A 23,360-nucleotide genomic window follows, 5' to 3' on the forward strand; every position below is an offset into this window, starting at 1 on the left:
GCACCGGGATGGCCGCGGCTCCGGGCGTAATCGCTCCGCTGGCCATAGGCAGCGTGCTGATGGTTATGATCTACGCAGGCGGTCACGTCTCGGGCGCCCATTACAATCCCGCGGTCACGCTTGGGGTATACCTGCGGGGACGCTGTCCATCCGCGGACGCGCTGCCCTACTGGGGCGCGCAACTGCTGGGCGCCATCGTTGCGGCGTGGATCGTCGGCCTGGCCCTCAAAGGCGCGCCGGTCAGCCCCTTGGTTGCCCCGGTCGTGGGGGCGTTTCTGGCTGAGTTCCTATTCACCTTTGCGCTGGTGTACGTCGTCTTGAACGTGGCGACGTCCGACGCAACAGAAGGAAATTCCTACTTCGGTCTCGCGATCGGTTTTACGGTCCTGGCTGGCGCCTTCGCGGTGGGACAAGTGTCGGGAGCGGCCTTCAATCCGGCCGTCGCCATCGGCGCCGCCATCCGGGGCATGCTCTTTTGGTCCAGCATGTGGCTTTACATCATTGCGGAACTATTGGGAGGGGCGGCAGCGGCCTTCGCCTTCAAGGCACTCAACCCAACCACTGGGAATTCATAGGATGGTATAAACGTAGCGGACCCCCGATTATACCCAAGCGTCTTATTTATTCGGTAAGACTAGACCGTCTGCTCCGGGCGCGATCAGCCGTCATCTTCGTCTTTGAGCATGGCGATGCAGCAAAGCTTTTTCAATAGGATCACACTTGATCCTTCTCCTTGCGACAGCATAGTTCCAAAAAGCTGTCGAGGCTCGCGGTAGCGCCGCCGATCAGCCCCGGTCGCTGTCGCAGGTTCCCGGCGTGCTTGAGGGGACGTCGGACCTATGGCACGCCGATTGGCGGCACGGGACCTGCAATCAGGGCAGATCTCAACAGTTCATTTCCGCCCGACCAGAGGATCTGCAACCCGAGGCAAAACAGTATGAACGCGGACAACCGAATGGCAATATCGGTGCCGCCTTGACTGAGAAACCTTTGGAGGCGATCCGCATAGGAATAGCAAAGCAGGACTGCCAGGGTGATTACAGAGATGGCAAAGATGCTCGCCAAGACAAATACTAGCCGGTGTGCAGGGTCGGCAATTGTCGCCTCGGACAGCCCAATGCTGATAACGACTGCGATCGAGCCAGGTCCGGTAGTCAATGGCAGCGTCAGTGGGTAGAAGGCCTGATCGAGCAAACTGGCTTCAGCGGCTCCGTCCGCCGGCCCTTCCAGTTCCTTGTGACTTCCTTCATTGAGAAGCTTCCATCCTGATACGGCGACGATGAGCCCGCCGGCAACGCGAAGGATCGGGATCGAAATCCCATAGAACTGCAGGATGAGCGCGCCTAACAGGAACGAGCACACCAACAGGATGAACGAATTTATCGCGATGCGCCGCGCAAGGACCGAGCGGATCTCGGGACTTGCTCCACTGGTCAAGCCGAGAAAGACAAGCGCGGAACCCGGCGGATTGACAATCGGGAAGATCGACGCGAACACCAGAACGAACGTGTTGATGGCCGCATCCATAGGCTTTGAAATGCCTCCAGGGTTGCCCGGTTTTCAGTGAACACGAAAATAGCAGTGTCGATCTGCGCGTCCGCATATTGGCCAACTGCGTCGGCTAGGTCAACGACAAGTGCGCGTCTCAGTCTTGGTCAAAACAATAGGCCATACTTGCCGCGGCGATTAGAACGCTACGAGCTTGACGTCAGGATCAGCCGGAAAAACAGATCTCGCAACAGCGCTGTCTCCTGGAGGTAGTAGCAGCATTGCCGGACGACTATATATAGAGGCCGGAGAGGCTACCTCGTCTGCGAAAAGATCAAGGAGACACATTGGTCAGCCAGTTGTCGAGCATCATGTAGCGCGACATCAAGAGGGAGCAAAGCGCCTGTAAAGAGAAGAACCAGATCGCGCCGACTGATATCCGCCGCGAGAAAGTCCGCGATCGGCATGGCGTTATAAGCCCTGTTCATTTGTTTAGCATATGGGCCAATAAAATGTCTCATTGCCTCAGGTCTCTCTCAAAAAGAAGCCCCGCGGTGCAGGGTCAATTACGCAAGCGATATTTTACGTAGCGAGAGGCCTGTCCGGAGACTTAGTGGAGCCGCAAGTCATTTAGATCCGCCTCAGAACGTGAAATTCGTTCGTATCGTTCCACGGTAACGGCCAAAGATTCATTTTAATCTCGGCGGACGGCTCACGGACCCTCATTGAGCGCTTGCCTCACATGATCTGACTTCCTCGCCACCCGACCAAGCTTCGTTTGCGTTCTCGTCACAGCGGTTGGCTATAAGGGGAATTTACGTTCACGAGGGATTTTGCGATTCAGTGAGACTGGGGACGAAAGCCACTGATGCAGCGTTAAGTATGGCGTGGCAGTGGCTTTTTTCCTCATCGAAGAGTTTAAATGGAGCCATCGCAACGCTGCGTTCGTCGTGTTGCGAACGGGCGTCGGGACCCAAAGAGGGGTCGACAATTCAAAGCTTGCTCAAGCTGTGGAAGCGCGCCGTCCCTTGTAGCGATTGACCGCGACTGCAGTCTAAATGCCTATACTACGAGACCACCCGCCACAAAATGCAAGCGGTGTGTCAGAAGTGATTTAACTCGGCGCTTCTCAGCGGCTACGCGAGGGTTCGCCGTGCGGCCTGAACAAGAGTACTGGGAGATACATCTTCGCACGTTGGCCCTATCTCAAGACTTGAGCCGCTACTCAGCGGCGTGGCGCATTGGAAATGCTTGTGGCGTCTCGACAGGCGCGATTACCTCGAAATCGCCTGGCATGAAATGCTTGTCGGAACCGAGAACCGCAACTGTCCAGAATTCCGGATCCTCACCAAACACGGTGGAAATCTCAACGACAGTGATTTTGCTGTCGAAATACTTCAAAGACCTAGCCCAATAGAGCATGCCTGGAACCAAATTCGCTAAGAACATAACGCCCACTCCATTCGAGTGCCGGACGATAACAGAAATCGGGAAAATGAAAATCCTTCTCCGTCGGCACTGGTTTCACCTCTTTGGAGGAGTTCTATTGCCGATGTGAAGCACGTGCGGCGGGAATAGGCACTGTTCGCATCGACGGTTTCATCGCTTCAGGTGCCAACAGGACCGCTAAAAGAAGCCAATTCTACGCCCCTCAGGGCGGGGCTAAATCGAATTTAATGCGGCGTAAAGCCGGGTGACATGGTCAGCTATACGAAGGCAGCAATGTCGCGCATGCTCGACCGGAAGCTGGAAGCCAAACGCACGCAGTGTGTGGGAGGTCAGGGTATCCGACCCGGTTCATCGGCAGGCGGGAGTGGGGCGGCGAAAAGGGTCCCACCATTCAGCGTAGCCCTGCTTCGGCAGGGCTTTTTTTAATGACGCGGAACCAGTCTAGGCTGTCCGAGTTCGGTTTAGGATCGTGTTGGCGCAAATCGTAGATAGGTGCAACCATCAGCCAACCTCGCCGGCACGGCACGCTCGGAGCCAGTCTCGTTCTTTCGAGCGGTCGTGTGGGCCCGGCCTGCGCGGCCAGCTTAAGTCGAGCCAGTTCCCTTGCGGGTGCTGCAGCGTCCGAAGGCGGCTGATGCATCGGACTGAATGTACGCCGGACCCGAACATCGTCAGGACTGACGGAATTCTCAAAGAGGAAATCATGTCAAAGACTCGTCACAGCTGCGCTGTATTTGAAGTTTCGGCAGGATCTGCGCAAGTGGAAATCCATCCGCGCGTGAAGGCGATTCTATGCCTTTTGGTCATGGGCGTGGCACTTCTATCGGCAATTGCTATGTTTATTACTCATGTGCTCTGAACATTCCCATAAGGATGGCTCCCGAGGGGCGGCGGACGTTCGCTATGAAGCGACTCCGGACGGCGACGGAACCTGGCGCGTTCGAGACTTACTGACGGGACTGCCGTCGGCCTCCAATGGCCGAGATTTCGTCGAACTCGCCAGAAAAGACGCTGAAGATATCGCGCAGGAACTCAACACTTGTGAGAGAGCCGGTCTTCCGAGTCCGCTCTTATAGGGTCATCGGCGCTAGTTCCTTTGGTGGCGAACTCTGCCTCCCGCGCTAGTAGTCGGAGTTCGCGAAGGCGAGCGGTTTTGCATCACGGTCCGCCTTTTCGGTGCGAAGAGTCGCGAATGCGGCCTCGTCGGTGTCGATCATTCGCTTGTTTCGATCTACTTGACCCATGTCTAAGCTCCCCTTTGCAATGTTGGACCAATGAGAGGCGATAAGCGGTCACTCGCCCCAAAAGTTCCGGCTAAGAACTCCGTGGCGGAAAGTCGCTGCGGCGAATATCCTTGCGAGGGGGTTGCAGAGACTAGGATCGTCACGGCCCGCTATACACTCAACGGCGGCGATGCCAGTTTGTCCGCAGTGGCTTGATCGGGTAAAGAAGGGGCGAGACGTCGTTGCGCAACCTTTAGTGCTCGACCGAAAAGGAAGGGCGAGCCGCGGGTGCGAACTCGCCCTTTAGGTGCGTTCTCGGGTCCGTCGGAACAAAGTGGGGTTGAGAGTGGATATGCGATTGCCTCTCAAGAAACGTCCGGCCTCGTCTGTTAGCGATGCGCTAACACAGGAAGGTCCATTTCGGGATTATTGACAATTGGATGAATGCTCGGCCCTGCTTGGCGCGAAAAGAAAGGGCGAGCTGTCGGGGGAGACGCTCGCCTTTAGGTGCGCCCTCAAGAACCAGTGGGACGAAGACAATGGAGAGAGGAGGGAGTCACTCTCCTCTCAACAAGCGCCCGGTCGCGCCATTGGGAATGCCTAATGTGGTCACGCTAACGCCCGAGGCTACCTTAATGCTCGACTTGGGCGCTGGGTCATCTCGGGAAAGTGAGTTGGGCCGCGAACCGTGCCGGTCGCATGATTGGGATGCCCGGTGGACGTAATGGTGAACGCGCTAGCTGACATTAGTTGGCGCTTTTACATATCCATCACGGTCCACCCACCGCAACTCGGGCGGTCTTGTTATGTTCCGTCCTAGAGCCGTTGCCAAGCGCCGTAAGCGGCGATTGGCTTACCGCTTTTGATGTAGGGTCGATCGCGCCCATACGTTCTTTCTTTGTCTAAAGAAAGGGCGAGCGATGACGAACTCGCCCTTATAGGTGCGACCACAGATCCGGTGTGCAACCTACCGGAGAAGGATGGAGTTCAAATCACCTCTCTAAGGACGCTCGGTCACGTCCAAGCCGATGCCTAACATAGGCAAGCAAGCGCGTGAAGCCTTAATGCTCGACCTTACCTAGTGCCTTTGCCACCTGGAGGCTTGTCTGTTCGTTCTCCTGTTCGGCGAATAGCTGGTTAAGGGCGACGTTGGCGATAGCAGCCATGGTCTCTCTGCGCTTCGAGCCCGCTGCCGCGGCGTGGTCGACTAGCTATTCTCCTGGACCTCGAGCGCCAACTGACAGTCGCTTTCACGGTCATCATAGAGTTCGTCCTGCATAGGCGGCAGGATCATAGTGGTTTCCTTGGGTGAGGGCGATATAAGCTGGAACGAGCGCCTCTGGTGTCAGTCCCTGATTTCCTGTTGAGGATCGGGGCCGATGACATCGTCATATTAGACCGAGGCATATCCTGCGAATAAAACCCAGCCCAAGCGGCGAATCAATGTTTTCGGATCCTCTGGTCATCCTGATTGGGCTGCCAGGTTGAAGGGCAGGGAGCCCGCCACCTGGCGCATTGCGTGTTAAGAGACGCGACTCATTAACTATTCTCTGTTGGACTTCGGCCATGGCTAAGGTTCCGCGTAAGTCACAGCCTCTGCTCAACGAGGAGGCGCCAGTTCGAAGCCGTGCCCGCAAGAGGCGCGATCCCCAACAGCCGAAGCTCCTTATCGACCCGATGCCTCTGCGCATAGAGCCGTGCAAGCCAGTGCTAAAGCTGACACCGCCGCGCGGTTCTCATTGGGCCTACGAGATTAAGTGGGACGGCTACCGGGTCGCGGTGCATGTCGACCATTCGAACGTCCGCGTGTTGACCAGCAATGGCATCGACTGGGCAAGCCGCTTTCCTGCGATCGTCGAGGAAGCCAAGACCTTCGGCACCACGATGATCCTGGACGGTGAGGCGGTGGTGCTGGATGAGCATGGCCGGTCAGACTTCAACGAGCTCCAGCAGGCGCTCGGCGGCCGGCGAGGGCGCCTGCGAGCGAACACAGCCGTTCTCATGGCCTTCGATCTCCTCTATCTCGACGGCCACGACCTCTCCAAGATGGAGCTGAGCTCGAGGCGTCATCTTCTCGCGGAGATGCTCCACGGCCGCCAAGGCGCCATCATGCTTTCGGAAGAGTTTCAGGGTGACGGCGCGGATCTGCTCCAGGCGTCGTGCGACCATGGATTGGAGGGCATTGTCGCCAAGCGGCTCGACATGCCCTACCGGTCGGGTGCTGGCGGTGACTGGATCAAGGTGAAGTGCGTCCAGCGCGAGCGTTTCTTCATCATCGGCTACGAGGGGAACGGACTCCGTAGAATCAGCCGGCTGCTGCTCGGCGCCTATCAAGGAGACACCGTGGTACACGTTGGCAGCGTCGGAACAGGTTTCACCGATCGCGAAGCATCAGAGTTGAGAGAGTTGATGGATATTATCAAACTGCCGAAATCAAAGGTCGAACAAAACCGCCAAAGCGTCGCTTGGATCAAGCCCACACTGATCGCCGAGATTGCCTTCCGCGCCTGGACCAGCGATCTAAAGCTGCGCCACACCTCCTACAAAGGATTGCGGGAGATGCAGGATAACGCCGCCGTCTTCAAGATTCCGCCCGCGTAAACCATGAGCAAAAAAGCCGGATGATCGCTCATCCGGCTTTGCGGGCTTTTGCCGTTTCGTCTGACTAATAGAACTTGAACCCAATGCCGACGCTTACAGCATTCTGCTTGAGGCCGACGGCAACAAGATCCTCGATTGTTTTGGAGCTGTAGGCGGTGAAACGATACTCCAGGCGGCCGAAGATGTGATCAGTCACAGCGCAATCCACACCGCACAAGCGTCCAGCCGTTGAAAGTCTTGGTGTATTTATCGCCAATCGAATTCGACGAAGCCACGGGAGGCGCCCCAGTCGGCCGTGAACCGTTGCGGCCCTGACCAACCTGCAGGATGGGCGCACCATCTTCGCTTTCAACGAGGCCTACATTGAGACGAAAGGCGACCCGCGCAGCTCGATCAGAGAGTTTCGCGTTGGGTGCGCAGATTTGCGACAACGCGTCGGTTCTGGACCTTGCACGAGCTGTTCGTGCAGTCGCGGACTTCGCGGTCGTTGCCATAGCCTTTCGCCCACATGCGATTTGCGTCCACCCCCTTTGAGACGAGATAGGTCATGACAGAATCGGCTCGTCTCTGAGACAGGGTCACCATACTTGAAGCGGAACCAGAATCGTCGGCAAAGCCCTGCAGCTTGACCAGCCATTGTGGGTTGCTGTTAAGCCAGACGGCCTGCTTATCCAACGTCGACTTCGCAACGGAATCGAGTGTGGCCGAGTCCTGAGTGAAGTATATCCGACGGCCAACGTTCAGGATGAAGTCTTGCGAGCTGCCGGCTGCGACGTTCTCAAACCCAGGCGCCGGATCGTTGGTTTGCCCGCTCATGGGTGCGACGGCGGGTTCCTCCACCTCGGCGATCTCGGTGGTATTGCAGGCGGCAAGCGTCAAGAGCGTGGCAGCAGTGAAAAGCAGCCTAAGATATCCCGTCCAAGAAGACATGGATGTGATATTCCTCATTGAACCGGGGTTACCTGGCTGAGCTGGGTGGCACTTTCGGCCTGGTCCGCGATATGCGGCAAGACTTGTACTGCGGTGCCAATAGGGCAGCGTTGATAAAGGTCGATTGCATCTTCGTTCAACATGCGGATGCAGCCGCTTGAGGCGTCCTTACCGATACTGCCAGGCTCCAGTGTGCCGTGAAAGCGATAGCCGGTGTCGACTCCATCGCGAAACAAATACATGGCTCGCGGTCCAAGCGGATTGCTCGGTGAGCCGCCTTCGACGGATTCAGGTAGTTCGGGGTGACGCTGGCGCATCTCGGGCGGCGGGGTCCAGCGCGGCCATAGCGATCTACGGTCGATCGTTGCACGGCCATACCATTTGAAGCCCTCCCTGCCGACTCCGACGCCGTAGCGGATAGCAGTCTTGTTCTCCATGATCAGATAGAGAAAATGATGCGTGGTATCGACCACAACGGTGCCAATGGGCTCGCTGCTGAAATATTTGACCACTTGGCGACGCCATTTTCTGTCGATCTTGGCGAAGTTCGTACTCCGGAATGTAACACCATTGTCGACACTGGTGCCTGAAAAATAGGAAGGCGCCGCCGCCAGGGCCGTTTTCTGAAATATCACGCTTCCAAGCGACACTAAGCCACCAAGCACAAAGTCCCTGCGCGTCCACCCCATTGGCAATATCCCCTCAAAGCCAGGCAGTGAAACCGCAGTAAACCAGATTTCTTATTCGTTACAACAAAAATTTACTCGATTCCATGAAGTAGAAGTCGCCTCGCTTTCTCCGCCATAAGAACCCCTCGGGGATTCACAATCAGCCGCCGCTACCATTAGCGAATTCCCAAAGACTCCAACGGTTACCCCACTCAAAGACGTCTATGGTGAGCGTCGCGTAGTGATTTTATCTGCGTTTGCCACCACCTTGCGTACTAAGGATGGGATTCCAAGAAAGCCCGTATCGGCACTTATAGCCTTTGCGGCGTCAGTACGCCGCGCGCCATTCCCCCAGGGAACTTAGGATGGGTTTGCCAAGCCGTGGTTATTGACAGAGTGTCGCCGTCAGCAGAATCGAAGTTGCTAAGAGCCGACCCAAGCCGGATGCCACGCTGCGTCTACCTCATGACGAGCCTGACCTCTTCATCGTGTCGAATAGCGCTGCGGCGCCATTGTCGGTACGCTCTCTGGAAGTGAGACAAGGGACATTGCTGAAAAATATCTCGCGAAACATCCGGAAGATGCCGACGAGCCATCCGGCCTATATCCTCTCGTCATCCTCAACGCCATCGTCGACACGTTGCCACGCAAGAAACGGCTGCAGCAGAACGCCATGAGAGGCGGACAGCAGCCGTTGCACTACCAGCAAGTTGCCCTTCAGCCACACCTTATGGCAATTGCCAGAGCTACCTCTTTCGACGGATTTCACCGAATCACTGCCAACGCTAGCTTCGACGAGTGAGGGCTAACGGGGCGAAGAAAACCGGCACGGCGTATGGTATTCGTGCCGGTAATCTTTTCACTTCTGGAAATCGGAACCTTGTATTCCCTGTGGGGGCCGAACTTGGCGATGCTGGTAGGGGGAAGAGCTGTTTTTTGCAGCTAAACTAACGCGCAGGCGGCGAGCTATGGCTTCCGCGCTGCCCTCCATCCGCTTGTTCAGTTTAACTAAGGCCGCGTCGGACGTTTAAGCGTTCTTCCGCGGGCCGTCTCGGAGCGAGTTCGTACTCCGTCACAAAAATCCATTGCGACCATCGCTCAAGACGGCGAGTGATCATGGATGAAATCTGCCTTTGTAGTCATCAGCTTTCCGCGCTGCGCGTTCTTTCCGCCCCCGACAGCTGGCATCGTGAATTCAGTTCCAGAGACGGACTCCCATTCCGATCGATCGTTGCCGGCATCGCGACCACGGAACCCGCTTGCCGGCGCTCTCGGCGGCTTCATCGCCGCCGCCGAGCTTGGCCTCAGGGACCGCGACCTGTTGACCCCTGCGGCCATCTTCCTATTCCCTTGAGATTGATTGTTCGATCGAGCCCACGCCGCTGCCGGAATGCGGGACGCCGACGGCGCAGCGGCCCTCCACCAGCAGCGCCGGGTCGGCGAGGATGATCAGCAGGTCCGGCCGGGGTAGGTCGCCGAGCTGGCAGTCGGCTTCCAGGTGGCAGCGTTGGAAACGGACCGCCGTTGACGCTGAACGTCGTCGACAGGCTGTGCAGGGTGTCGGTTCCAGAGCGCGTCAGGTATGGCAGCGTCACGGAGACTGAGTTGGCCACTGACCTCTCCCTAAGAAAGAAGTTGAGCGAGAGTAGGAGCGACCCGACGAGCACGTTCTGCACAATCTCGAATTCGAGAAGACGATTGATCCTAAAGAGCCTGATCAGTGAGGCCAGGATCGGCCGGCATGCCATTGCTAGAAAGCAGAATAAGAAGATTGTGCCCGTTACAGACCGAAATATTCTCCCACCATAGGGGACGCGCACGAACTCGCAGTCTACGCAATGATCGCCTTCATAGTTGTTGGTGGACTGTATATGAGTTTGACATCTAACCTGCCTTCGATGTGGGAGGACCCTTAATATTCGGCCTGCGTCCCTTGGGTCCCCCGTCGATAATATACGACGCTGGGTGCCACGGAAAATTGGCACTAGGCTCGTCTAATGGGCATATTGGCTGCGTCGGTGGAATGTTAGGGTTCTAAATCCCACATTGGGTCTTGCGATGAGTCAGATGATCCTACCCCAAGAAAGAAGCCGAGCGACAGTAGGAGCGTCCCGACAAGTACATTCTGCACAATCTCGAATTCGAGAAGGCGGTTGATCCTAAATCTCATCTGTGGTCCTCCTCAGTCCTGTGCGACGAAGCCCATTTTGATGAATTCGCCCATCGCTTCAGCGCACGTACTGGCAGTCGTTTGGAAGCCTTCAACGGTCGCCACACCAGTCCAATACGCATCAATAAGCTGTTTGTTAGCGGAGTGGTTGAGTAATTGCATGTCTCGGACATATAAGTCCGTGCCATAAAAGAGTGTGTTGTTGGCCTGGTTGCATCTGCCAATCGATGCACTGACGATCCCTATGTTCTTGGCAACGTTGGCATCGACTACTTCCGTCGCCCACACAGAGCTGCACGACGATGCAGCTAGTATGACTACGGCGCGAATAACCTGCTTCATGGCTCGTAATTCCTGAGAGGCAATTTACTCAGGCTAGCAGCCAAGCATCGTCACGCCTAGTCCTGCTTTATTGGTAAGTCATTGACACTTAATACTTTAACTCTCAAATATTTTAGGCGAAATGAGCGACCTGCAGAGGATGACTTAGAAGGGTTCTCCTGGTTCCGTCTTCAGGCGCAAAATCTCGCCCGCAATGAGAAGGCCGCGCGGTTCCGGGAACTTCGCTTGGCACGAGAGGCGGAGCTGGCGGCCACTGACTAGGAACCAGTAAGCAAGGCATACGTTATTGCAGCGGGCTGCGGGCTGCACCCCCAAGCACCGAGTGGCGGTTTCGGTCTAACAGCCGCCGGCATAGTTCGCAGTCCACCTCACCTATATTTCGGCAACAGCGCTTGGTGGAGCATTAACCCATTAGTTAATTTCCGGTGATAGAATGCCTGCGTTAGGCATCGCTTACGGACGCGGCCGGACGTCCTTAGAGAGGCAATCAAACTCCCAAGCCCTCTCTCCTAACTTCGTTCACGCCGGACCCGGAACGCACCTACAAGGGCGAGTTCGTCACCCGCGGCTCGCCCTTCTCTTTGAAGGATAGGGTGAGCAAAACATTTGGACCTCATTTATGGCCAAGCTGGTGTTGCTACAGCCTGATCAGTGGCTGTGTGATCGCGGCGACGGATATCTGTGAAGCCGACATCAAGCGGGTCAGCAAAGAAAAAGCCCCCGATACGATCTCATCTACGCCCGCATTGGTGGCCTTCGTCCCCGCTCCCCGTTTCACGCTGTCCAAACAGTGTTGATGAGGTCAGGATACTGGCCGCGGAACCAGCCGCCCCATCCCCCAGTGTTGCCCCAATTATTGCGCCACTGGTTCAACTCCGTTGCCACCTTGCGCTGACCGGCAGCATCGAGCCGTCTGATCGCTTCGTTTCTCGTTACAGACATCACGTCATTCCTTGCGCTTCACGCCCCGCTGATCGATGCAGGCGCGCAAGCAAAATGGCCAAAGGGGATTTCGCGGCGCATGTAGCACTTGAATGCGAGTAGATGTTTGTGAAGGCCTGCCAAACAGTTGTTGTCAGCCGCCAAATCACGCCAGTGAATGCATTAATCGCCAGAGGAGAACCATCCCCACTTGCACTTGCTGAGGAGGGCGATCCGCCAAACCTACGCGGCGCGTTTTTGTGTGAAGTGGAAACCCGTACCGGTTCGACGTTGCGCAACGGCTGTGGCGATGCTTCGGTGATGGTCGCAATAGACGCGGTCCTGCGAAGTTGGGCCGGCACAAAAAAGGTAGCCGCCGGCAACTGACTTGTCATCGCGAACCGGGTAGCGGCACTGGCAGGCGCCAAGCCTCATGAGGGGGACGCCGCTCGTGGTTATAACAGTCATGACATGTCTCCGTTCTAGATAATTGCCATCACCATACGGGCAACTCCTAGCGTGCACCTTTGCGGGGCAGCGCATTGTGTCGAGGCGAGCTTGTCTCGTTAAGGCTGGCTATGGACTACCATGTGGTGTTGGGCGCTTCCGCAATGAAGTCCGAGGGATTGCTTTCACACGCCAATTACTTGCGTTTAGATGCCATCTGCCCGGTGGCTGCGTCCGCGCAATTTCCTCAGAAATCAGAGGACGGCCCGACGAAAATGATAACTGCGCAGTAAGTTGCTGCGCGTCGCGTAGATGACCCCAGCCTCGGAGCTGTATGAGTGGAGGTGGTCTATGCTTGAGGTAAATGCCTCGTAGGCTCTCGTCAGATTACGACGAAGGTTCACGTGGTCCCGGAAACACAAAAAGCTTCGCCGGTGTCACGGCTTGGGGGAGGTCTACCGCTTAGTCATTTCCCGAGACCTTGAGAGTGGCCGTTTTCGTCATGTTGACGATCTCGTATTGCACGCTCGCGTGATACGCCCATTGCGCCCTCGATCGCCTTCGCATCTCCGTGTATCGCCGAGCACGACGCCACCGACATCCGACCGATGTTGAATATCACGCAAGGCGACCTTCACGACCAGCGGATAGCCGATGTCCCGCGCCTGATCCACGGCTTCATCAACGTTGGCTGCCACGCTGGAGCGCACGGCCGGCACCCCGTATCGACGCAGGATATCGAAGCTCATCTCGGGACTGAGAGGACGGGAAAACTCTGACAGTTCCGCACGGATCAGGGGGCATTCGGGTTGAAATAGCCGCGATCGGCGCGCCTTACCTCAGCCCATTTGCCAGCAGGGCCGGCCCGGCCAAGACGAAGATTTCCGACTGCGGGGCGTCATATCAAGCCGATGGCGGCCGCCAAGCCCAATATGATCGCTTTCATAGAGCAACCCGACTCAAGAATTGCAAGCGACCCGAGCTTACGCACTCTTGACAGTTGAACCTTTCTCTATAGCTCTAACGTGGACGCGGGGACATTTCTTCTAGACTGGCAATCAGAAGGAAAAGAGAAATGAAGATCAAATTACTGACTTTGATGGTTCCTTTCTTGGCCACGTCCGTCGCGCTCTTGTGCACAGCGGGCAGTTCCAGAGCTGCTGAACAATGGTTCGTCCTCGGCCAGCACACGATTAAGTCCGTCGATCCAAGCGCCAACATCAACAGTGAAGGGAACCGATGGCACACGGACGTCAAATGGGTAAAGCTCGCCGCCGAAGGCGCTGATGTGAAGCTCGATAAAGTTGTGCTCCACTGGGACAACCGTCCAGACGAGACGCTCACCGACCTGGGTATTCTGAAAGCGGGAGGACAAACTGCTGCGAAGGACGCTCCAGGGCGCAAAGGACGTCTCACCAGAGTTACCGTTCAGTACGAGATCCTCAATAACGCAAAAACGGCCCACCTCAAGGTCTTGGGATATGACTGAGCGGTAGACGTCCGCCAAGCGCTATACACCGGCGAAGGTTTTCGTGTTCCAGAAACCAGAGGAACCTTCGTCGTCAATCTGACAGTAACTTACGAGGTATTTGCCTCAAGCATTGACCGCCTGCACTGATATAGCCGTTTCGACATCATACTGCTCCTCCCGTCTGAACACGCGAGTCGGTTTTAAAGGGGATCACGCGAGCATTGAAGCCTCTGCTCACCGCTTTGGTGGCCACTTTGTTCTTCGCCAGCTTTTCCTCTACAACGGAGCAAGCGCAACCGCGCCGCCAATCAGAAAAGCAACTCAGCTTGCCATCAAGACAAGCGGCGCGCTAAGCAGCAGGGACGTCAGCAGTCCCGAGACAAGAAAGTCGCCGGTAAAAATCATCGCAACACGGGTGCTCGTCGAACCGCAGGATTGCCCTCCGTGGGGCCATCTGCTTGTTCAATCAAGACGGCCCGACTACTTCGGATTGAGCTTTCGCACTTGCGAAGAGACTCCAAAATGGGCATGTTTTGCTGGACCATCTAAATGAGGGATATCTATGTCGTCTAAGGGCACTGTAAAATTCTTCAATACAGATAAGGGATTTGGTTTTATCACGCCGGACAGTGGCGAGAAGGACATTTTCGTCCATGTTTCTGCGCTGCAGGCTTCCGGTATGCAATCGCTTCGCGAAGGTCAGCAGGTTACATTCGACACCGAACCAGATCGCATGGGCAAGGGGCCGAAGGCCATCAACATCGAAGTGAGGTAAGCGCATACTATTTGGATTGACCGTGGGATCGCCGATTGCCTTCGCGCGACAGGCGGTCGGAATTATCCACCGATAACACTTCACCCCGTAGGGCATCCGCCAGCAGGCGGTCGCATTGGCTATGCACTCGCGCCGTCCCGAAACGAGATTTTGTAATTTCCACGACTCATGTAGTTTTCACGTCCAGTGACGGCAAGACATGAGGCCAATTATGGGACTCGCAGCGTATCGATTGTCATCGGTAGCGCCGCACGTGCGCGCTGCCCCAAAGGCAAATGCCGGCCGCAATGTTTTCCTGTCCAATCTGCTGGCGGCAATCGCGCTGTTCACCTCATGGACGGTTTTGACATATGCTTGACCCCCGCAACTGGACTGGACAGGTCTACTCTGATTGGTCCCGGAGTGACAACTGGGACAGTACTTTTCCCAGGCAGACGGACGACGGCATCATTAACGCTGTCACGCCGAATTCGACGGTGATTACAACCCGAGGCGCACAAGCCCAAGATCTCTCCGTCGGTGTAAGCAGGACAGGCATGCTCGTTATTCAAAACGGACGGCCACTCGCCGATAGCTTCGGAATAATAGGCAATCTGCCGGGCTGGGGCAGGGCAACCGTGACCGGCGTAGGCTCCAGCTGAGGAACCCTTGCCGCTTTACGTCGAGGGCGAAGGCTGGCGACACGGTACGGCGTAGCACGAGAAGTAACGGCGGGATGTCGGCCGCCTTTCCACTCGACAACAGTCGAAGGGTGCTGAGTAAGAAAGAGAAGGAGGGCTCGTTAAGGCAGGCTTGCCTCGCCCCTCGCGACGCCAACTGAAGAGAGGTCGAAGGTCGTGACTGAAGAAATGGACAACGGGCCGCGTGCGAAGCAAATGAGGCGCCAGTTCTTCGCCGCGCTTGTCGAGGAGCTTGGCGTAGTCTGGCCAATCCTGTCGGGGATCATCGCGGTAATGCTCGCATGCGGGACGGCAATTTGGCGCATAGAGGACTGGGGGCTCGGCGAATCCCTCTACTTCACCTTCGTTACAGGACTTACCATTGGCTACGGCGATTTTACGCCGAAACAATTTTCATCTCGAGTCCTGGCATTGGTAATCGGTCTTGCTGGGATTGTGCTGACCGGCCTCATAGCAGCGATCACCGTGAAAGCGCTGAACGCGAGCGATCGGAAAAGCACTAAATAACAGATATCAAGGGTATCCGTCGGGTGCCGGCATGGGAGAAGCTTGCGAAACATCGGCAGCCGCAATTGAAAGGTTAGCACCACAGTGGGCAACCCGGGGCAATGCAAGTATTTGGTCTGCAACGATGTCTTGGAGGTCTTCGACAATTCGCGACTAGCCCGTCGTTGATTTCCCCCGGACGTGACAAAAAGGCTTAGCATTGGCAGGCTAGCGTCTTCGCTGCGCTGAGCTGCTCCCGATCTGTGGTCACAATGGCCCGATAGCTCAGTGCCTGAGGAGCAGCATATGATACAGCCTGCCGTTGCCGCTTTCACGCCGATTCCGTTCCTGCAGCGGGCCGCCACTTGGTGGCTCGCACAGATGAAGCATGCGCTTCCGCCAACGGTCTTCTTCTTCGTCGGCTTCAACCTGATCCTGTGGACCAAACGCCTGATCCTAGAGGAGCACGGCGTCGAGTTCAGTGGATTCTTGACGGCGATAGTAGCGGCGTTGCTGGTCGGAAAAGCCGTTCTGGTAACCGATAACCTGCGCTATATGCGCCGCTTCGACGGTGCGCCCATGATCCAGCCGGTCGTATTCAAGAGCGCAATCTACTGGCTGTGCGTACTAATCGCGCGGCTGGCCGAGGAATTCGCCCGTTTCGTCGCCGCAGGCGGCGCGATCTTCGATTTCAGGGACCACTTGGTCAATCACTTTTCGTTGGCGCGCTTTTTATCAATTCAGATATGGCTGATGGTCTTATTTCTCGTCTACGTCACGATACACGAACTTAACAATCTCTTCGGACACGGCGAATTATATCGCCTGTTCTTCCGCTGGCGCTCGTCCGAGGCCAAGCTTGCCCGCCGTCAGCGCATTCGCCTGCTCACGCGTCTCAACCGACTTGCTGAAGCGCATCCCATCGAGGTGTTCAGCGACCGGACATCGCCGGTGCACGAAGAGCTGGTAGCCATACTCAACAAACTCGCTCTACCGCCCGCTGCGTCCATGGCTGACAGCGGTCAAGAAGCGGGCTCGAATGGCGAACCCACTTAAACGCTTGTCCGCTCAAGGCCCCAGAAGCGGTCATCTCGCCTTCCTATTGCACAGCGTCTATCGTCGGCGGTTGCCACGAACCGTCTACAACGGGCTTTTCTCCCCAAAAGGGTTTGCCAATGCTCGAGCGAGTGGCAAGAGAAGCAGCAATCCGACGATCGATATTACGATAACGATCACGGCCACTCTCTGGTCACTGAAATTCTGACTCGCAACGATGAGTGCGGCGGCAAAGTTCCGCTGCGCAGTACTGAGCGCCATGACCCGTCTGGTGCCGGCATCGGAGCCACCGAGTAGCCAACCTGTTCCAGCCCCCAATCCGATAAATACGAAACCGGCGAGGATTCCCCGGGTGCCGAAAACATCCACGATCCTGTCCGAATTCGTTATGACGATCAACGCCGTCATCCCGATCAGGGTGACATTGGATATGAAGTCCAGCACAGGTTTCATGCGGCGAGCCAAGTCCGCGAACCACGCATTGAGGATGAGCCCGGTTGTGAGTGGGAGGAGCATGAGCAAGAGGAGCGAGCGGGCAATCCTCCACGCATCAACCGTGACACCGGGAAGCAGCATGGGTAGCACGACAGGCAGGTAAACGACGGTGATGACCATCATCAGTACCATCATGGCCACCGTGGACGGAACATTGCCCTTCGCAATTTCGGAAAGTTTGGGCGAAATAGGCGCTCCCGCCGAACAGCCAAGCACGAGCAGTCCGATTGCGAGCGGTTCATCCAGCCAGAGCACCTTTGCGATGGTGAACGCGATCAGCGGCATCAGGACAAAATTAGCCAGAATTGCGAGAGAGATGAACCGAACATTGCGGAGGGGCCTGGAAATCTGGGAGACAGTCAGGCTTGCTCCCATCGCCGACATGCTCGAAATGAAGAAGACCAGCGCGGAGACCGTCGCCGCTTTGCTCAGAATTTCCATTATCATTGATGTCTCTCACATCCGAGGAAAGAGCTACGAAGTCAGACTTAGGTGTCCGGCGATCCATAATAACGCGCAATTGGAAACGTCAAGTTGGCAATCAACACGGGAACCCGTCCCTAAGAAGAGCTCCTCGAACCTCTTCAGCAAGCATTCGGGCGGATTGCGACTACGCTCTGCTTATCGCTCCCGTGAAGTCAACCAGCGTAAGCGGTGTTCCCAGGCAATGGCCCTTACGATCCTGGTGAAGAGCCGTCTGATCTCCTCCGCCTCGTCATTGCTTTTATCACATTTAGTCCAGCCAACTTCTTCTTCCATTCATAGACAGAAATGCTGGCTCACACCGAGCCGCTGAGAAACTTCGGAGACGGGATAGCCCCGATCCGCTATCTGACGCACCGCCTCCCGCTTAAACTCTTCGCTGAAATTCGATTTGCTCTTCTTGCCTCAGATTTAGGAAAGAAGACGTCTACAAATCTCGGGGCTTCAGAAGGCGCTTACAAATCCTGGGCTATTCATCCCTGCTGTGACTAACACCGTGGAAGCAACTGCGGCTCAAAGCGCCGTCGGGTAACGTCAGCGACGGGCAAATCACGGCGGAGCCAGTTCAGAATCGTGCGTCACCGGCGCGGCATTGTGGCACGATCGTGCATCCGCTAACGCTGCCTCACGGCGCTGATCTTTGAACACCTCGTAGTCTATTCGGACGATATCTGCGCTGGTAAGGTGTATATCTGACTTGGCTCGGCTTCCGGTTTACCGCCACAGGCCGTTAAGTCGATATTTTCGTCTTTCGGGGGGAAGAGCCTTGGATTCAACCCAGCCTGCATCTGTCGTGGCCGCCCGCAATCCGCTGCGTCGGACAGCGATCATCATAGTGGCCCTGGCCCTCGTCCTGTTTGTGCTGTCTATCGTCATGGAGCGCCGTACACCCTCCTCCTCACAAGCGCAGGTTCAGGCCTACGTCGTGGGGATCGCGCCTGAAGTGACCGGCCGGGTCGTAGAGGTCAATGTCGACGACAACACGCTGGTCGAAACCAATCAGGTACTTTTCCGCATCGATCCCAGCACCTACCAGATCGCTGTCAATCAAGCGGAGGCCAAACTGGCGGTTGTCGGTCAGACCATCGGCGCTTCCACTGCGACCGTGGATGCCGCCCAAGCCAAGCTGGTGCAGATGGAGGTGGACCGGGACAACCTGCGTGACCAGTACGAACGCGCTTCCGAACTGGTCAAGCGGGGTGTGCTTTCAGAGGCAAGGTATGATGCGGCGAAATCCGCTTTCGAGCAGGCCGAGGCCTCGGTGAGTGGCGCGGCGGCCGATCTCGCCAAGGCCAAGGAAGAGCTCGGCCCGGCAGGCAACGAGAATCCGCAGCTCCGGGAAGCGTTAGCTGCGCTGGAGGCTGCCCAGCTAGACTTGCTCCGGACCACCGTTCGCGCACCATCGCCGGGCGTCGTAACCAACCTGCAGCTTTCCATCGGCAAGGTCGTCAGTGTCGGCCAGCCTGCCATGACCTTCATCGATGTCGGAACGATCTGGGTTGCCGCCGCCTTCAAGGAGAACAGCCTGGAGAATGTCGCCGTCGGAAATCGGGCCGAGGTGCTTTTCGATGCGCTCCCCGGACGGCTGTTTCCTGCCAAGGTCGAAAGCGTCGGCCTCGGGGTCTCTCAACAGGGCGGCGGCGGTACTGACCCGAACACTGGTCTGCCAACGATCCGAACCGACACGGGATGGGTCCACGAGGCGCAGCGCTTTCCAGTTCGTCTGGTCTTGGATGCAGAACGGCCAAAGGGCGTACGATTTGGCTCGCAGGCGACCGTCGTCGTCTATACCGGCGATCATCCGGTCACCAATGCCTGGGGCTGGCTGTTGATCCGCATCATATCGGTATTGACCTATGTGGGATGACCAAGACGATCCGTCTGCCGAGCAGCGTCGAAAGGGCCTGCGGGTGGCGTTTGCCGTCTCCTTAGGATTTACCTTCGGGGTGTCGCTCGGTGCAATCGTGCCGTTCCTCGTGCCTATCTTTGCCGCAAACTTCCTCTTGGGAAGCACCGGTCCGATGCCGATAGGCAAGGCATTGGGGGCCGCCCTGCTGATCCTGTTCACAGGGATCGGCATGATGGTGTTGACGAGTCTGTTCGGCGATCGCCCTCCGACATTCCTGATCCTGCTGGCGCTGATCTACTTTTTCTGTTTCGCGGCCCAATCGGCGGGTACCGGGGGTCCCGCGATCTTTCTTGTGCAGGTGGTGGCAATCATCGTTCCTTTGATCGGAATCCTGAACAAGGAGCTTGCGAATTCAATCCTGTCGATCCTGATAACCGGCATTCTCGGTGGGACGCTTCTGATGTGGCTCGCCCATGCGGTGTTCCCGGAGCCGGCTTCGACGCGCCTCGTGGCTGCTTCAGCGGTGATCCGACCTCCCGCCTATCGGCAAGCACTGGCGAACACTGCGATACTGCTGGCGGCGGTCGTGGTCTGCCTGGTCAACGATCAACTTTCTGCGGCACTTGTCATCCCGATCACCATCGCCTCGCTGCTTGGCCAGTTCGATGCCGCAGCGAGCAGCCGAATGGCACTCGGGCTTGTGGTCATCAATCTGTCAGGAGGGATACTGGCATCCATCGCCTACTCCATCCTCACTCTTCGCCCAAGCCTGTTCTCGATTTTTCTCATCGTCCTCATAGTGACGCTGATCCTGGGCGGCCGCGCTGCGGGCAGCTCAAAAGATGCCAAAATGTACGCCGGCGCGCTCACGACATTCCTGATCCTTTTCGGACTTGGCGTGTCACCGGTGCCGGGTAGCGCCGCTGAATCGTTCACGACACGCATCGTCTACGTCGGCGCAGCGTTGATCTATACGCTGCTGATGGCTGCAATCCTCTGGCCGCGATCGGAAACACGGGAAAGTCATAGCAAATGATGCGGGTGGCCATTTCGGAAGTCCAATTCGAGGGCGGCGAGATGGTCCCTTTGAGCCGTCGGCACCCGCCAGAGCGACGCCGACGCCCCTGAGGCTTTTTGGCCATCACCGAGAACCAAAACGGGCCATACACTCAAGTGACCGCTTCTGACCGATCCTCATTGGTGCCGATCCACGTCTCCAACACGGTCCAGAGGATTGCCAGCGTCGTTGCGCCGATAAACATGCCGGTAAAGCCCCACGCCGCCAGACCCCCGATCACTCCCATGAAAAGCACGAGCATCGGTAACTGACCGCTGCGCGCGATCAGCATGGGCTTCACGATGTTGTCAGCTCCCATGAGAAGAATGATCCCCCATGCCCCGATGAAGATCGCCCATCCGGTCAGTCCCTCGGAACCAAGCCATATCGCCACCGGCAACCAAACCAGAAGGGGTCCGATTTGGATAACAGCGAGGAAAAACGTCGCTGCAGCCAAGGCTATGGCTCCGGGAACGCCGGCGATTGCGAAGCCGATCCATGCCAGCACCCCCTCGATTAGGGCTGTGCCAATTACACCGATTGCCACGCCGCTTATGGCCCTTCCCGCAGCACTTAGCAGTTCGGGCCCCTTCGGCCCGACGATGCGCACCATGATGGCCGAGACAAACCGCAGCACCGTCCTGCGCGATGCATGGAAGATCGCCGCCACAATGATGCCTACGAAAATTTCAAGGACGGCTCCCACAAGACCCGCACCGAAATTCAGGAGCCAGCGTCCTGCGGCAGCGAGTTGGGTTTGGTAGCGCTCCATCCACACCAGGCCCTCGCGCTGGAATTGCTGCCATGCCGCCGATACCTTGTTTCCGACCAACGGAAGTCCCGCAATCCAATCGGGAAGGTTGGGGATGCCGCGCGTACTGGCTGAACTCAACCACGCCGCGGCTACAGTGAGATAGTCCGCAATAGCGGAACAGAGATACACCAACGGCACGACGATTATCGCAACTGCGACCACGCCGAACAGTACGGCGGCCAGGCGACGCCTTCCATTCAGCAGTCCAACGATCCAATCGAACAGCCCTGCCGTGGCGGTAGCAAGGATCACCGCATAGGTGAGGACACCGACAAAGGCTAACAATACCCAGAAGCTAGCAGCGATCAGCACGGAAACCAGCAGCAAAGCCAGGGCTGCTTCTATGACCCTCTGGTGTCGACCGCCTTCAACACGCAATTCCTGCATAACAGTACCTCCTGCCTTGGATCAAAACGCCCGGGAGTGGCCTCCTCCTACAAGGGACGGCCGATGATAGCTGCGTACGTCGGTTGCAGTGAAAGTATTATCTATCGATCGTGATGTCGAAGATCTTTTTGAAGTCGTCCGTTCCGGCAAGCTCCGGAACATCGGGGAAACTTTCTTTAGGAAACTGTCGCTCACCCACGCCTTAGATGCAGTGCGTTTTTCACGCCACGTAATGCAAACATATCAGACGACAATGTCACGCCTCACCTCAATATCTGCGCATGCCGACTTTTACGATGCCAACTGCACAGAAAGCAGCATTGACAAATAGTCCAGTGGAATATCATGCTTATTACTCGCCACGCAGGAAATATTTAGTTGCAACTCCACTTGCGTAGTCGACGAACTGGCAGTCCAGTAGTTCGACAAAATAGCCGGAAGAAGCGCCTTGGCCCGGCAACCCTCGTCGCCCTCCAGTGAGTACTGACGCGATTGCGGCCGAGTAGGCCACCACGGCGGATAGCGCGTCGTTTGGGGGTCGGCGAGCCGTTCGCAAACACTCATTTCCGGCCTATATGGACGCTAGGAATGCGTTCACGCTGTGTCCCACCGGGTACTGCTCTTTCGGGTCGAAATAGAGATTGAGAGCCACGGCGCGAGACCGGCCTCCTCCGAACGGTCGCCATGAGGTCCATCGTCCAGACTTCGTTACTGCTACCGATAACTGGCAAGTCGAATCGAGGGACGGTCTACATTTGGAACGAGGGCCGTCGGCATTGGTTCGTACCCGATTGATTGATCTGATTATGGGTCCGTTCGATCGGGTTTTGATCATCGGCTCCCCGCGGATTTACATGCCATTGCATCTCCGCGTGAGGATGGTTGATAATGCATGTGCAGATTGATTTATGCCGAAAATTTCGGAAAGAAAAATACTCTAGAGGCAGGAATGCAACTATAGCTTTTTGCTAATTTAGCCATTAACAGTCGTTGATAAGAGCTAGGGTAGAATTTTGGCAGGGCAGGCAGGCTTACATTTCCAGCGAATAATTTTTTTTCGGCGGAGGTAAATATGTCGCAGGATCCGAAGCATAAAATCAGCCGTATCGACCAATTCTTTTCAGGACCGAATGCCAGAGCCGATCGGTGGCAGGACCTCGCCGATGCCGCCGAGGCATGGCTTGCCGGTTCGCTCGATCGAGCCCGGTTCGAGGAAGCACTTGCAGAATTAGCGGTTACAGAATCCTATTTCGCCTATCCGGGTGGACAGATGCTGACCGCGCTGCGGGACCATGCGGCGGCGGACAATGCCGCTGCCACGACGCACCTCGTCCATCGCATTGTACGCGCCGTGATGACACGGTCGTTTCGGCACGATGCAAACGACTGGGACGCCGGCGAGGACATCCGCGATAGCGTTCCCGAGCTCGTACCATCGTCGGTGACCGCGCGGGAGCATCACCGACCCTATTTCGAGACATTGATCGTCACGGGCGTGCCGGCGTCGAACTGGCCGGCGCTTAGCACCGAATGGCGCAAGCTTCGCCGCGCACTGGATACCTTCATCT

The 23,360-nt window shown here is 56.7% G+C and carries 20 protein-coding genes and 2 pseudogenes; 9 read left to right on the forward strand and 13 right to left on the reverse strand.

Features of this window, described 5'->3' with window-relative positions; translation table 11 throughout:
• Positions 1–575: MIP/aquaporin family protein (locus tag AB4048_RS26665; RefSeq protein WP_442204997.1), on the forward strand; the 575-nt coding region annotated here is incomplete at its 5' end.
• Positions 576–837: 262 nt separating this feature from the next.
• Here AB4048_RS26665 and AB4048_RS26670 read toward each other — a convergent pair.
• The 3 genes from AB4048_RS26670 to AB4048_RS26680 all read right to left on the reverse strand — a co-directional run bounded on the left by AB4048_RS26670 (position 838) and on the right by AB4048_RS26680 (position 4,181).
• Positions 838–1,527 (reverse strand): MarC family protein, encoded by a 690-nt coding sequence (locus AB4048_RS26670; RefSeq protein ID WP_442204998.1) that lies wholly within the window; start codon positions 1,525–1,527, stop codon positions 838–840.
• A 1,182-nt stretch (positions 1,528–2,709) separates the two neighbouring features.
• Complete coding sequence (locus tag AB4048_RS26675) at positions 2,710–2,937, reverse strand: hypothetical protein (RefSeq protein ID WP_442204999.1); 228 nt, start codon at positions 2,935–2,937, stop codon at positions 2,710–2,712.
• Between the two features lie 1,121 nt (positions 2,938–4,058).
• Positions 4,059–4,181, reverse strand: a complete 123-nt coding sequence (locus AB4048_RS26680; RefSeq protein WP_442205000.1) for a hypothetical protein — start codon at positions 4,179–4,181, stop codon at positions 4,059–4,061.
• A gap of 1,545 nt (positions 4,182–5,726) precedes the next feature.
• Between AB4048_RS26680 and ligD the strand changes: the two genes are divergently transcribed.
• On the forward strand, positions 5,727–6,761 hold the full coding sequence (gene ligD, locus AB4048_RS26685; protein ID WP_442205001.1) for a non-homologous end-joining DNA ligase: 1,035 nt from the start codon (positions 5,727–5,729) through the stop codon (positions 6,759–6,761).
• A gap of 64 nt (positions 6,762–6,825) precedes the next feature.
• Here the strand turns inward: ligD and AB4048_RS26690 are convergent, their stop codons facing one another.
• From AB4048_RS26690 to AB4048_RS26720, 7 genes are all read right to left on the reverse strand, one after another.
• Entirely contained in the window at positions 6,826–6,957 is a 132-nt protein-coding gene (locus AB4048_RS26690) for a hypothetical protein (protein ID WP_442205002.1), read from the reverse strand.
• Between the two features lie 197 nt (positions 6,958–7,154).
• A complete protein-coding gene (locus AB4048_RS26695; protein ID WP_442205003.1) occupies positions 7,155–7,709 on the reverse strand; it encodes an OmpA family protein in 555 nt (184 codons plus the stop codon).
• A complete protein-coding gene (locus AB4048_RS26700) occupies positions 7,706–8,380 on the reverse strand; it encodes a L,D-transpeptidase (protein ID WP_442205004.1) in 675 nt (224 codons plus the stop codon). Before AB4048_RS26700 ends, AB4048_RS26695 begins: the two co-directional genes overlap by 4 nt.
• 2,161 nt (positions 8,381–10,541) lie before the next feature.
• Entirely contained in the window at positions 10,542–10,871 is a 330-nt protein-coding gene (locus AB4048_RS26705; protein ID WP_442205005.1) for a hypothetical protein, read from the reverse strand.
• Positions 10,872–11,645: 774 nt separating this feature from the next.
• On the reverse strand, positions 11,646–11,813 hold the full coding sequence (locus AB4048_RS26710) for a hypothetical protein (protein ID WP_442205006.1): 168 nt from the start codon (positions 11,811–11,813) through the stop codon (positions 11,646–11,648).
• A gap of 222 nt (positions 11,814–12,035) precedes the next feature.
• Complete coding sequence (locus AB4048_RS26715) at positions 12,036–12,335, reverse strand: GcrA family cell cycle regulator (protein ID WP_442205007.1); 300 nt, start codon at positions 12,333–12,335, stop codon at positions 12,036–12,038.
• 404 nt (positions 12,336–12,739) lie between these two features.
• Positions 12,740–13,036, reverse strand: a complete 297-nt coding sequence (locus AB4048_RS26720; protein WP_442205015.1) for an acetate--CoA ligase family protein — start codon at positions 13,034–13,036, stop codon at positions 12,740–12,742.
• Positions 13,037–13,314: 278 nt separating this feature from the next.
• On the opposite strand from AB4048_RS26720, the gene AB4048_RS26725 reads away from it, so the two are divergent.
• From AB4048_RS26725 to AB4048_RS26740, 4 genes are all read left to right on the forward strand, one after another.
• Entirely contained in the window at positions 13,315–13,728 is a 414-nt protein-coding gene (locus AB4048_RS26725) for a hypothetical protein (RefSeq protein WP_442205008.1), read from the forward strand.
• Positions 13,729–14,272: 544 nt separating this feature from the next.
• Entirely contained in the window at positions 14,273–14,485 is a 213-nt protein-coding gene (locus AB4048_RS26730) for a cold-shock protein (RefSeq protein ID WP_442205009.1), read from the forward strand.
• Positions 14,486–15,360: 875 nt separating this feature from the next.
• Positions 15,361–15,672: a potassium channel family protein gene (locus tag AB4048_RS26735; RefSeq protein ID WP_442205016.1), complete on the forward strand. Its 312-nt coding sequence runs from the start codon at positions 15,361–15,363 to the stop codon at positions 15,670–15,672.
• Positions 15,673–15,957: 285 nt separating this feature from the next.
• A complete protein-coding gene (locus tag AB4048_RS26740; protein ID WP_442205010.1) occupies positions 15,958–16,707 on the forward strand; it encodes a hypothetical protein in 750 nt (249 codons plus the stop codon).
• Positions 16,708–16,791: 84 nt separating this feature from the next.
• Here the strand turns inward: AB4048_RS26740 and AB4048_RS26745 are convergent, their stop codons facing one another.
• The gene (locus AB4048_RS26745; RefSeq protein WP_442205011.1) at positions 16,792–17,643 is read right to left on the reverse strand and encodes a bile acid:sodium symporter family protein; all 852 of its coding nucleotides are present in this window, start codon (positions 17,641–17,643) and stop codon (positions 16,792–16,794) included.
• Between the two features lie 305 nt (positions 17,644–17,948).
• Positions 17,949–18,042: pseudogene (locus AB4048_RS26750) on the reverse strand (transposase); the annotation flags it as partial.
• Between the two features lie 409 nt (positions 18,043–18,451).
• Between AB4048_RS26750 and AB4048_RS26755 the strand changes: the two are divergent.
• Both AB4048_RS26755 and AB4048_RS26760 read left to right on the forward strand, forming a co-directional pair.
• Positions 18,452–19,552 (forward strand): HlyD family secretion protein, encoded by a 1,101-nt coding sequence (locus tag AB4048_RS26755; RefSeq protein ID WP_442205012.1) that lies wholly within the window; start codon positions 18,452–18,454, stop codon positions 19,550–19,552.
• Positions 19,542–20,570, forward strand: a complete 1,029-nt coding sequence (locus AB4048_RS26760) for a DUF2955 domain-containing protein (protein WP_442205013.1) — start codon at positions 19,542–19,544, stop codon at positions 20,568–20,570. The genes AB4048_RS26755 and AB4048_RS26760 overlap by 11 nt, the downstream gene beginning before the upstream one ends.
• 133 nt (positions 20,571–20,703) lie before the next feature.
• Here AB4048_RS26760 and AB4048_RS26765 read toward each other — a convergent pair whose 3' ends face one another.
• The gene (locus AB4048_RS26765) at positions 20,704–21,792 is read right to left on the reverse strand and encodes an AI-2E family transporter (RefSeq protein WP_442205014.1); all 1,089 of its coding nucleotides are present in this window, start codon (positions 21,790–21,792) and stop codon (positions 20,704–20,706) included.
• 1,072 nt (positions 21,793–22,864) lie between these two features.
• Here AB4048_RS26765 and AB4048_RS26770 point away from each other — a divergent pair.
• Positions 22,865–23,360: pseudogene (locus tag AB4048_RS26770) on the forward strand (decarboxylase); the annotation flags it as partial.

Origin of the sequence: Rhizobium sp. RAF56, assembly GCF_052113965.1 — a bacterium.
In the GTDB taxonomy this organism is placed as follows: Bacteria; Pseudomonadota; Alphaproteobacteria; order Rhizobiales; family Rhizobiaceae; genus Rhizobium.